Source organism: Burkholderia sp. Bp9142 (genome assembly GCF_003853415.1).
GTDB lineage: Bacteria > Pseudomonadota > Gammaproteobacteria > Burkholderiales > Burkholderiaceae > Burkholderia.
In genome coordinates this window covers 245,053-257,674 of record NZ_QTPP01000005.1, presented here as the reverse complement: position 1 = coordinate 257,674, position 12,622 = coordinate 245,053, and the positions used below count along the sequence as shown (strand labels likewise).

At 58.6% G+C, this 12,622-nt stretch carries 4 protein-coding genes; all 4 read right to left on the bottom strand.

Going from position 1 to position 12,622, the window contains the following annotated elements:
• Positions 1-7 precede the first annotated feature (7 nt).
• Positions 8-3,391 (bottom strand): heparinase II/III-family protein, encoded by a 3,384-nt coding sequence (locus DIE22_RS08415; protein ID WP_260426629.1) that lies wholly within the window; start codon positions 3,389-3,391, stop codon positions 8-10.
• A 27-nt stretch (positions 3,392-3,418) separates the two neighbouring features.
• On the bottom strand, positions 3,419-4,771 hold the full coding sequence (locus DIE22_RS08410; protein ID WP_124604855.1) for a hypothetical protein: 1,353 nt from the start codon (positions 4,769-4,771) through the stop codon (positions 3,419-3,421).
• Positions 4,772-4,823: 52 nt separating this feature from the next.
• Complete coding sequence (locus DIE22_RS08405) at positions 4,824-8,291, bottom strand: heparinase II/III family protein (protein WP_124604854.1); 3,468 nt, start codon at positions 8,289-8,291, stop codon at positions 4,824-4,826.
• A gap of 71 nt (positions 8,292-8,362) precedes the next feature.
• Entirely contained in the window at positions 8,363-12,586 is a 4,224-nt protein-coding gene (locus DIE22_RS08400) for a glycosyltransferase (protein ID WP_124604853.1), read from the bottom strand.
• Positions 12,587-12,622: the final 36 nt, after the last annotated feature.

Below are 12,622 nucleotides of genomic sequence, written 5' to 3'. Positions count from 1 at the left end.
ACTTGTTTTAATTGTCGTCACGCAATCGCGCGGCGCCCGTCTCGAAGAACGGGTCCATGCGCGCTGCGAAGTTCACCGCGGCCGATGAGCCGTCACCCGATCCGCCACCACCGAAGCGAATGATCGTCGCATACGCCCTCTCGTCACCTCTCGAGCGCAAGTCAACGCCGGTGGTCGGCGTGACCTTGCCGAACTCGAAGGCAGTCCAGCCGCGAATCTTGTCATCACACTGGCCCTTGTATATATCGGCATTTGCACCCCGATGGATAAGGGTGCCTGCGAACTTTTGTGCGCTCAGGTGAATGCACTCGTCGTCGCTCGCCGTTTCGATCTCCGGGCCGAGGAGAAAACGTTGCACGATATCGGCGGTATCGGGTGCTTCGAACGTGTCCACCACGACGATTTCGTCCGATTGCCCCACGAACACATAACGGCTGAGCGCTGCGTCACATCCGGGCACCGTATAGGCGCAAGCAATCCGGACACCGTCATCCGACTCTTCAAACCGCTCGATGCGCCCTGAGACCGGACCGAACTTCGACTGGACCTCGTGTCGCGGCAAGCCGTCGAGCGCCGCCGGAACAATAGCACTGTGGCCAGTGGTCGACGTAATGCAGCGCGAATAAGGATCACTCTGATCGTAGGAATAGCTCCCGGCGTCGACTATGACGTCAACCCCGTTGTACTGCAGATAGATCGACGAATCGTCCATTTGCTTGTGCCATTCCGTTCGCCCGCCGCATATCAGTGAAAAGTAGAAACCGTCACGCTTCACCACGGCGAATCCGGAATCGAAGAAGCAAAATGCTCCGTTTCGCGACGGTAATCCGAGATCGTAGCGCGGCGAATCGCCTATCGGCGGAATTTTACCGTCGGGAAGCACGCATAGTTCGAGTGCACGGGAGGCTTTTCCGATCAGGGCATCGATGCCGTCGCTCAGGTCACCGGCGATCTCGAGGTTCGCGAGTATGGTGCGGAGCTTGCGGTACAGCGACAAATTGAAATTGTGATAGCCGATCGTGTTCTCATTGCAGAGACCATCCTTGTCGAACGACTGCGCTGCAAGCGACAGAATCCGATCCGCTGCAATCTTCAGGTAACCGCTGCCTTCACCGTCAGCCAGTAACGCACCGACATAGATGAGCGATGTCGCGCCCATCAGCTTGTGGTTTCCGACGCCAAGATTTCCATCGTCAGCCAGCCATTCTGCCCAGCGGTAAATTTCGCGCAGGAGACGCACCCGCAGCGCCGTCGACGCGCCAACCTCCTCGAGCACCTGATGGCAGGTCAGCAGCACCTTCAATCGCTCGCTTGCTGAGTGGTCGGCGGACGGAATACGACCGATTGCAAGCCGATTCTCGGCAATCGCCGTGAAATCCATGAAGCTGGAGATCAGGTCGACTGCCAGCTTGCGTGCATCCGTGTCCTTGCGTTGTGCCCAGGTTGCGAGCAGGCGACCAACATAGGCGAGCGAGTAGTACCACATCCGGTCGGCATTGAGTGCAAACGTGTGATTCCACGGGAACCGTGTACCGACCTTGACTTCGATGCGCGTAGCCCCTGTCATGAACGACATTTGCGCGATGCCGGCCTTCAGCCAATTCTCGGCAAGTGGCTGGTAGTCATCGACCAGGCGCACTCGCTCCAGTCTTGATGGGCGGACTGCCGTCGCTGCCAGGAAATCGGCTTCCGTCTTGACCTGAACGTCCGTTGTCTCGACGGTTTCCGGCGAGGTGCCGGGCGCCTCGGTTACCTTCTCGAGCACCAGGATGCCGTTGCAGAACTGTTCAGCCCAGTCGGTGATTTCGAAAAACGCGAGCGCACGCAGTTCGCCCCCCTTGAAACCGGCCCGAAAACCGTCGTTTCCAACCGGGACCCCTTTGAAACGTCGATTGAGATAGTCGGTGACGCCATGGCCGGTCTCCACATCGGCTCGCCCCGGAAACGGAACGGCGATGATCGTCCCGGCGGGCTGAACCGCGATAGACCTCACCAGTCCCTTGCCGATGTACTCGACGAATTGTTCCGGAACCGGCTTCGGCATCTCGACGACTGCACGCCCGATCCTGCCGGCGACATGAGCAAGTGCGCCCTTCTCCGCGATCGATTCGCGAATGAACGCCCATTGCGACAACCGGAGCTTTTCCTTTCCCTTGCTCGCTTGCCGTGCGCTCGGCTCGTCGCCGGACACGGATTGCGCATGAAGGCCGGCAAACATCGCTGGCGCACCGTCATACGTCAGGAAGCTGCGAGGCGCAAATCCGACGCTGCGCCGAAATGTGTCGATACCGCTATCGTGGCCGGCGATGTACATGTAGTTCACCGCCTTCACATGAGGATGATGCGTAATCAACTCGTCGACCAGGTGCAGGACGTTGAGATTCATCACGCCATTCGTCGCATGCGCCTTGTGGCAAAGAATGTGATTGACCTGCGCCAGCTCGCCGAACAGGAACACGGTGATATACGACACCAACCGGTCACCAAGAAAAATTCCGACGAATTTCTCGGTATGGATCTCGCATCCCGCCGGATTCTGTCCGAGTACGTGTTGCGGCGGGTTCGTATGGAAATACTCGGGGATCGGGCGCCCCTGCCGCATCGGATCGGAAGTCCTGATGTCATGGATGTCCTGGCCCAGCGTCTCGGGTGCGATGTTCCTGAATTCATAACCGAGCTTCCGGGCTTTCCGGATCATGTTTCGCGACTTGTCGCCGATCGACTTCAGATACTTGTCGAGCGAAGCCGGGATTTCGAGAATGGCAGGTTGAGCACGCTGCAGCGAGGCAGGAACCAGTTCCCCCGTGTACGTCTCGACATACACATCGTCTCGACCGAACGCCTCACTTCGCGCCCGAATCGCGAACTCGTCCATCGACTCGAACCAGCGATTGCAGTGTGCGACACAATGGAATCCGCAGTTCGTCCTGCGAATCAGGAAATTTGCCGACAGTGGCTGGCTGCCGTCCGCGGTCAGCGCATGCCACCGCTTCACGATCCTCCGCGACGCACCGGGAAACGCCGGAACGGCATCTTCGCTCGTCAGTACGACGTCCTCGAGTACAACAGGTGTCGTCATGTTCCACGGCCGAATCTGGAATCCGGTCACCTCCGGAATCACATCGAAGTCGAATGCGAGTTTTCCGTCCTTTATCGACGGCAGCAGATACCTGTAGAAACCGGACGACGTCTTGATGAAGCCGATTTCCGCCGCCTTTGCCTCGGTCAAATGCTCACCGGTGATCACGAAAAGCATGTTGCTCTTTTCGGGCAGCGTCCATCCGACCACCGCGGACAGACGAACTGCGCTCTTGCGCTCAACGGTGAACATACCGCTCAGCACCGCCCGCCCGCGGTTCAGTACAACCCGATCGATCCATGCTTCATTCATAGCTGCACCACACCTTGCTCATTGTTTTCAGGCTCGCGGCCCTTCTTCATTCACACGCGAGTCATGCGACGCGCCGACATGATTCGCCGTTCGGCCCGGGATCACGCTGACCGATTCGATCGCGTCTGGCCCGGAATGCGCGAGCCTGACCAGGAATGCATTGATCGCCTCTTTCGGCGGCGGTTCGTGCCCTTGCGCGAGATTGCCGAGGTGAAGGAAAAATCGATCTTCCAGCCATCCCCAGAACTCGGTTCCACGAACGTCGCGAAAACTCGAATTCGACAGGAACGGCTTTAGATGGTAGTCGGTGTGCCAGTCGGTAAAGTTCTGCAAATAGACCACGCGGTTCCTGTCGCTTGGATAGACCCGCCATAAGTCGGCCACAGCCACTTTTTCGAGCCTTTCGCGCAGCGTCCCGAGATCCTCGGTGCCAAAGCAAACGCGGCCGAAATTCCGCACCGCCGTCTCCTCGAACGCCAGGATTGAAGTCTGTGGATTCCATACGAAGGCGGTCGAATCGGCAAACCTCGTCGACAGATACAACGACGCGAAGCCGCCTCCCGATCCGCCCCAGAAAACCAGCCTTTCGGGAGCGAGGACCGAACGGACCTTTTCCGTGATCAATTCATACAAATACTGCAGCGGCGTGGTCGATGTGCCGACGTGCCATGCGAGCGTCAAATCAGGATCCAGCAACAATGCAGGATCGGAGAAGATGAGGACGGAACTGTTCACGTCGTTCATCATCGATACGCCACTGAACACGGGCAGCTTGAACACGTCCGAACGCGGTGCATTGCCGTGGAGAAAGCAAAATAACGCCGGGCTGCGCCGATCGACGAGCAAGAATTCGATCAACAGATCGTTGACGGGGACGATATGCGCGCAACTCGGCAGTGCGGTCGCAGACAGAAATTCGCTAATGCTGGCCCACACCTTCGGCGGATATCGCGCTGCATCGCGGGCACTTTCATACCGAGCCGCCAGTTGCTCGGCAAGCGGGCTCGTCAGTGCGACGAACGAGTGAAGTCGTACGAAGTCGCCCGCTCCCCACGTCACAATCTTGAAGCGAACGATACCCGCGAACGGAGCGGCCTGGGAAAATTCCCAGTTGACGGACACGCGTCCTGCGCGGGTCGGCACATATCGATACCACCAACCATGATGGGAATGTACGAGCCCGAGTCGTTCAATTTCATTCGGCGGCTCGCTGAATTCGATCTGAATCAACGCGCAATTGGTCGCGATCTGGGCTCCACAGACCAGGTCCATGCAAATTGAAAAGCGTTGCACTCCCGCTATGTCGAGCGAAAACTGAACACCTGCATCGGATAGCTGAATGCCATCAGGCGAGTGATGGCAGTTTGAAATATCGTTCATAGGCCGAGACCGTAAATCTGTGAAAAGCCGCATGAAGGTCGGTGCCGACCGATCAATTCGCGAAGAACGGATCGGATTTGTTCGCGAATGCACGCGCCCTGACGGAACAGCCTTCCGGATCAGTGCCGTTCAACACCACGATCGACGAGAACTCTCCGGCAACCGGTCCGCCGCTCAGATCGATACCCGTCGTCGGCGAGATTTCACCGAAGTCGTACGTACTCCAACCTCGCACCTTTCCATCCTGCTCGCCGCGATAGAAATCCGCATGCTGCGACGAATGAATGATCGCGCCTTCAAACGTTTCGCCTTGCAGGCGGATGATTCCTTGCTCCGCGTGCGCCGAAACGTTCGGTGCCAGCAGAAAGCGCTGTACCGCAGCGGTGGGATTCGGCGACCTGACCGTGTCCACAATGACAACTTCCCCTATCCAGTGGACGAACACGAATCTCCGGAAACTTGTCCAGCACCCGGGAACCGAGTACGCGCACTCGATGCGCACGCCGTCGTCGCTTTCCTCGAACCGCTTGATGCTGCCCGATACCGGTCCATACTTCGCGATCAGTTCGTATCGCGGCAAGCCATCGAACTGGGAAAGAAACACGCCGCTATGGCCCGCCGACGATGTGATGCAACGTGTATGCGGGTCTCGCTGATCGTACGAATAGCTGCCGCCATCGATAAACACATCTTCCCCCCTGTACTGCAGGTAGATCGCCGTGTCGTCCATGTGCTTATGCCAGTTCGTCCTGCCGCCGCAGATCAATGACATGTAGAAGCCGTCGCGCTTGACGACCGCGAATCCGGATTCGAAGAAGCAGAACGACTCATTGACGGAGCTGACACGCGAGTCATAGCGCGGCGAGTCGCCGATGGGCGGGATCATTCCGTTCGGGAAAATGGCGAGCCGCAGCGCTCGCATCGCATTGTCGAGAACGGGTTCGATATCTGCACGCATCGATGCCGCAATCCCCAGACTTCCGAGCGCATCGTGAATCTTCGTGTACAACGACAGGTTGAAATTGTGGTAACCGATCGTGTTCTCGTTACACAGCCCGTCCTTGTCGAAGGACTCGTCCAGCAGAGCGCGCACACGGCGCAGCGCCGTTTCGAGATATACCGCACCGGTCTCGTTCGACAAGAGCGAATAGGTGAACATCAGGGACATGCAGCCCATGAGCTGATGATTGCCAACACCGAGATTGGCCTCCTCCGTCAGCCATTCGGCGCAGTAATGCATTTCCTCGAGCAGTCTCGGTAACAGCGCGATGCCTCGGGTATCCTTCGATTTCCTGACAATCTGATGCAGCGTCAGCATTACCTTCAGCCGTTCAGCCGTAGCGTGATCAGCGGACGCAATGCTGTTGACGCCGGCACGATGCTCGTCAACGGCTACGTAGTCGAGATAGTCCGACGTCAATGACAACGCCAGATCCAGCGACGCGAAGTCGTTGGATTGACAGTACGTCGCCAGCAATCGTCCGATATAAATCAGCGAGTAGTACCACATGCGTACCGAGTTGTTCGGCAGCGCCGAGTTCCATGCGAACGTCTTGTCCAGTTCGACATCGACCGTCGCCGTCGAATACGGAAACGACATCTTTGCGATGTTTCCGAGCCGCCATCCGTCGGCCAAAGGCTGATACTCGTCGGCAAGGCAGACGCGATCCAGGGTCGACTCATCCGCAGGAACAGACGCCATGAAACGATCGCGCGTCACAAACGTTCCTTGGGGTCTGTTGCGCACAATCGGATCCGGACGCAAACCCGCTTTTCCGAATTTCTGGAACGTCTCGGTCAGACCGCGAACATTGCTCTTTCCCACGGGTGTCAATTTTTCGACCACCAACAGGCCTCTGAAGAACAGAGCGTCGTCGTCACTGACCTGGAAATACCCCAGCACGCGGAAATCGCTGCCCTTGAACGCGGTTTCGAAACCGTCGTTCGATATGGGGCTCAGCTTGAAGCGCCGTCGCATGTAATTGCAAAGTCGGTCATCGGCATCGGGAATCCGATCCGGAAACGGCACCGCGAAGCAGCTTCCCTCCATCCAGTCGATCACCGTCTCGCTCAATCCGCGGGACAGATAGCGCTCGAACTCCTGATAGACAGGCATCGGCAGACGGGCAACGCGCCGGCCGACGCGGCTCTCGATTGCCTGCATAACGTCGCCGCTCACATGCTCGCGCATGAACGTCCAGTGGTCGTCTTTCGCTTTCGTCTTGAAGGACGGCACCACTGGCGCCGTCGAGCCGTCGTTCGGCAACTGATTCTGCTTATGTCGCACGTACAGCTCGACCACGCTGTCGTATGTCATGAAAGCAGTATTCCGGAAGCCGACGCTCTCCTTGAAATGGTTGATCCCGCCCTGGGATTGGCCGATGTAGAGATAGTTGAGGACGCGGACCTCAGGCTGATGCTTGATGAGCTCATCCACGACGTGGAACACGTTGAGATTCATCGCGCCGCTGCTTGCGTGATCTCGATGGCACAGCAGGTGATTGACCTGCGCAAGCTCACCAAAGAGGAAAAGCGTGATGTACGCGACCAGCCGATCGTCCTTGAAAACGCCATAGAATCGCTCGGTATGCAGCCGGCAACCGACGGAACTCGGCTTCAGTACATGCTCGGGCGGATTCTTGTAGTAATACTCGGGAATGGGACGACCCTGACGCATCGGATCCGACGTTCGAATCTCGTAAATGTCCTGCCCATATTCGTCAGGATCGATTGCCCGGAATTCATAACCGAGCCGGCGGGCCTTTCGCACCATATTGCGCGACTTGTCGCCGATGTCGGACCAGTACACGTCGATCGATTCCGGAATTTCGAGCATCGCTGGCCGCGCGCGTTGAATGCTCGCCGGGATCAGTTCTCCGGTGTCGCGTTCGACATAAACGTCGTCGCGTCCGAACTCGGAGCGCTTCGTCCGCTGCTCGTACCCATCCATCGAGTCGAACCATTTATTGCAATGCACGACGCATGCCGTACCGCATGCATGCTTCGCGAGCAGCAAGTTCGCAGCAACCGGCGGTTGCTGTTGCACGGCAAGCGATTCCCATTTCTTGACGATGCGACGCGGACGAGCGGACAGGAATCGAAAGCCACCTGCTTCGACGCCCGTCACGCGAACGTCGTCCAGCACGACGGGCGGCACGCCGATGCCCCACAACCGGATACCGACCGAAGTGACTTCCGGCAGGATATCGAAGGCATGGCAGAGTCGCTCGCCGTTCACTGAAGGCTTCAGGTACTGGTAATAGCCGCCCTTTGTCGGCACGAATCCGATTTCCGTCGCATGTTGCTCGGTCAGTGCATCACCACTGATCAGGAGAATCAGATTCGTGCCATCCGGCAATCCCCCCGCGATCGTCGCACCGAGTTCGACCGACGTCTTCTCGGCAACGCTCGCCGCGCAGTAGATCATCGAGTTCCGCTCGCTCAATACGACGCGATCCATGTATTGGTCAGCCATCTTTCCCCGCAGCAGTTCTTGTGACGGCGCGGTTCCAGTCGTCAACGACCCGCACCATCATCCTCTTCAGGCACACCGCTCACGGGTATGCACGATTCGCAATGAAACACCTCGACTCATCGCGAAACCGGTGTCTCTCCCGCCCCGGCCGCTTCCGTTTCCCCAATAAAGCACGCCATTTCTCGCCGAATCACCGCATCGTGAGCACTCTGTCGTCTCACGCGTCGCGCCGCGCCAGCACTCATGTCTGCAAACAGCCGCGAGTCCCGGGTGATCGTCAGCAGTCCTCTGGCAAGTGCCTTCGCATCCTCGGCCGGCGCGAGCACACCGCATGTTTCGTCGACGAATTCCGGGATGGCCGCAACCGCATTGGTAACCGGGACCAGGCCCGACGCCATCGCTTCGTCACGCGACACGCCCTGCGTATCCATTCTCGAGGGACACAAAAATACGCCGTACTCCTTGTGCAGATCGGCAATTTCGCATTGCGTCAGGAAGCGTCGCTCGATCAGGACATTCGACAATCCGCGCAGCGGTGCTACGGTCTCGTCGAATAGCGCACCGTCACCGATGAGGTGGAATTGCATCCGGTCAAAATCCGGCGTGCCAGACAGCGCAAGAATCGCATCGACGCTCAGATCGTTGGCGTAGACCTTCGACGCATACGGCCGAATCGACAGCACCTTCCAGCGCAGTTCGACGTTCTTCTCGACATAGTCGAAGCGCGTGGTATCGATCGGATTATGGATGACGCTGTACGCAGCGTGCGGCAGTTCCAATCCGAGGTCTTCCATCGCGGTTGTCGCGAGATACTTCGAAACGAAGACGACGTGCAGCGATGACGGCCGATCCGCCAGCAGACTCCGCCAGAATTCCGCCCGTCGCTCACTCTTCAAGGCGGCAGCGGAGCGTTGCTCGTCATCGTCATAAAGAAATGCGCGACGCTCGAAGCGCTGGATGTCGGCGCCGTGAACCCACACGACGATCTTCAGTCGATCGGCGTAAGGCTTCAGCGCGCGCCACATCGCATCGTCGAGGAAGTGGACCAGGACCGAGCGATATCGCCCCGACTGCAACAGTCTGTCCAGCACCTCCGCGCCGCCCGTCATCACATCAACGTTCTCGAACTCCTGATACTCCACCGTTTGTTCGTCACGGAAGCGAAAGACGTCGCATCGCACGCCACGTGCGCGATACGCGCGCACCCGGCTGTGCACGAACGCATTGCGATACAGGTCGTCGTAGGACGGATAGTGGTTTGTCAGTACGAGGTGTTCGCCTTGAGAAAACACATCCGCAGGCAGAAGCGAGCGGTGACCGAGCAGCAACGACTGCACGCGCGCGGAACCGCCGGCGTATACCCGCAAGCCGATCCGCAAGTACGCGGCGCCCGCCGGCACCTCGACATCGTGATTGCGATTCGAAGCCTTCACGACATGGCCAATCCGCGCTTTTTCACCGTCGAGAAACAGCACGACAATCTGAACGTTCAGACCCGGCGAAACTTCAAGGTGGAACTGAAGCTTCCCATTATCGACCGACAGATCGGACGGGGAAAAATCGCGAGCGGCATACCAATATTCGTGCGAGCCATCCGGCAACGCCGAATCGACCTGCAGGCACCCGCCGCGCTCGATCATCGACACGCTGCTGTTCGCCGGCGCCTTCGTCAGCAGCGATGCCAGATCGCTACCGCGCAACTGCGGAAGGGCATTGCTCTCCAGTTGCTCCGGTGCGACTGCTTCCGCTCGCCGCTCCATTTCGTCGAGCGTCAGTCCTTGATCGGACAGCACGACATCGTCAACGGCCGCGCGCCCCGCCTCATCCAGCGCGACACCACTTCGGCAGTAGTTGAATTCATCGACAGCGAAGCACGATTCGTGATCGAACCGCGCGGTATACAGTTCCCTCGTCCAGTCGCGCAACGACACCGCGGGCAATGTATCGAAACGCGTGATACCGGCCCGCGCAGCGATCTCGGCAACGGGCGTATATGCTGCCTCTTCCCGAAGCAGGGATAGGCCTTTGCTGCCCGACCACACATACTGGGCAACCTTGCCGATCGCCCGCGCCTGCGAGTAGCGCGTCGCAAGCGCGAGATCCGTCAGATAATGGGCGCCGTAGTAATCGTCCGCGACCATCACGGAAAGCCAGGCGGCGGGCGACGCCAGGGCCTGCAACATTACCGTATCCGATTCAAGCGCAGACAACACGCGCACCGTGCCTCCGTCTGGTACCCCAGCGGGATCAAACTGCTCCGGCACGACGAGCACAAGCGTTTTTTCCCGATAGTGCTGCCGCTCAAATGCTTGCAGCAGGCAGTCGGCTTGCGCCTGGTCCTTGGCATGTGCAATCACGATGATCTGCGGGAGCAGCGATGGCAAGGTCTCTTCGCTGACCTTCGAGATAACGTAAGCAAGTCGATCCTGATAGGTATGCTCGAGCATCACCTTGCGGAGCGCGGCAAGGCGGAGCTTGCGCGCGCCTGCTTCGTCGCTGTTCAATGCCTCGAGACGTCGCCGAATCTCGGCCCCGCTATCGCTCGTCACGACCAGATCGCCAAACATGAGACGAACGCCGCGCGAGAAGTTGCTGATGGTGATCGTATTGGACGCCAGCAGTTCATAGACGCGACGTGCGAACATCGATTGCGACTGCTTGATCGAGTTGAGGTTGATCGCGTATCGATAGCCCTTATATGCCTTGTCGATCTCCGCGTACGGCAGATTGCCGACGACAAACGGTTGGTATTCGTCCGGAAACTGGTAGTTCGCGTCGCTTTTACCGTAGTTTCTGTCGTAGATTTCCAGCGGTCGAAACTCGGGCAAATTGACAATGAAGTTCCCCAGGTCCCGCGTCCGCTCCGGATATCGGACGTAATAGGCGCCGGCAAAACAGAACGCGTCTTTCCGTTCGTACTTCTCGACGGGATTGTTGACGAGCGGTTGAGCGGCAAACGGCAGCAGATAAACCCGGTCGTGGCCGAGTGCGGCCTTGTAGCGATGGATGCAGTCGATATCCGTCGTAAAGACGAAATCGAACAACTTCGCGGTCGTCAAAAACGTCTCGAAATGTACCGGATCCTCCTTGTTCCAGAAGATCGTCGGAATCTTGTGATCGCGGCACCATTGAACAATACCGAGGACTTCCTGACTGAGGTGGCCGACCTTGCTGCCCCAGAGATCATCTTTTCCGCGCCACGCGGATTCGATGAACAGCATGTCCGGGTTGAATGCCTTCAATTCGGCCTGCCAGTGAGCGGGCGTCAGTTGCAGAAGGTTGCACTCCGGATCGTACGAACCGAACGTGAATTCGTCCATGATGGCCGCAACCTTGAGTTGCTTCATCCGGTGGGCGAGTTGCTGCCCGTCATCATCGTGCAGACCCTGCAGCCTGGCACGCGCGGCGACCGCGACCTGCTCGACTGCATCTCCACGCGCTGAAACCGGCGCCGTTTGCAGCATGGGACGGTCGTTCGGGCTCTTCAGCCCCCTCGCTTGCCTGTCATCACGGCGTTGCTTCGACAGACGGTGAATCGCCACCAGTTTGCCCGGCAGGGCGAAAAATCCGCTCCACGACTTGGTGCCGAATATCAGCGCGTGCCCCAGCTGAAACGACAGTGTGTTCTTCGTCCGGGTGACCTGCTGGTTTGCAGCGATCAGTTGCTGACGCAACCGTTCAATCTGCGCGTTCGCCTCGGTGAGTGCCATCCTGTTGCGAACCGCATCCAGCTTGATTTTCTCGAGGGTGGCGGACGCCGACTTGCTTTCCGAGCGCAGCACGGAAAGCATCGAACCCATTTCCTGTCGCTCGATCGCGCGAGCACTGCGTTCGGACTCCAGATCTGCAATTTTCTGCTCGAGCACCGCAATGCCCGCGGCGCGCAATTGTTCCTGCTGCCGGGCAACGTCCCTTGCCGCATCGACCTCACTCGTCAGGCTGCCGATCGTCTCGCCATGCTGTGAAAGTTCGGCCGCAAGCGCTTCGATTGTTACGCCTGTGTCCGCACGGTACTGCCGGAAAGTCTCCTCCTCCCGTTCACGTAATGCCTTCAATCCGTCGAATCGGCTCGTGAGATCGGTGATCGTCTGCTGATATCCGGCAAGGGCCGCGGTACTATCGACGTGCCGCGATGCCGGGCCGGCGCCGCTACTTGACGCTGCCTCGTGAGGCTCGCGCAATCGAGCGATTTCCGCCTCGAGCCGCGACACGAGTTCGTCCTGCGCAGCGCGTTCAACACGCAGTGCCGCGCTTAGCGCGGCATACCGATCGCGCTCCCGTCGCAAAACAGTAAGCTCACCCCGATCATCACCCGCACCGACATCGACCTTCACGCTCATTCCGACTTCCCTGCCTTTTCAAATTCGTCTTTGCTT

Bases quoted from the DNA above. Each gene is read 5' to 3' on its own strand.
- DIE22_RS08415 (WP_260426629.1), bottom strand. From the start codon at position 3,391: ATGAATGAAGCATGGATCGATCGGGTTGTACTGAACCGCGGGCGGGCG.
- DIE22_RS08400 (WP_124604853.1), bottom strand. From the start codon at position 12,586: ATGAGCGTGAAGGTCGATGTCGGTGCGGGTGATGATCGGGGTGAGCTT.
- DIE22_RS08410 (WP_124604855.1), bottom strand. From the start codon at position 4,771: ATGAACGATATTTCAAACTGCCATCACTCGCCTGATGGCATTCAGCTA.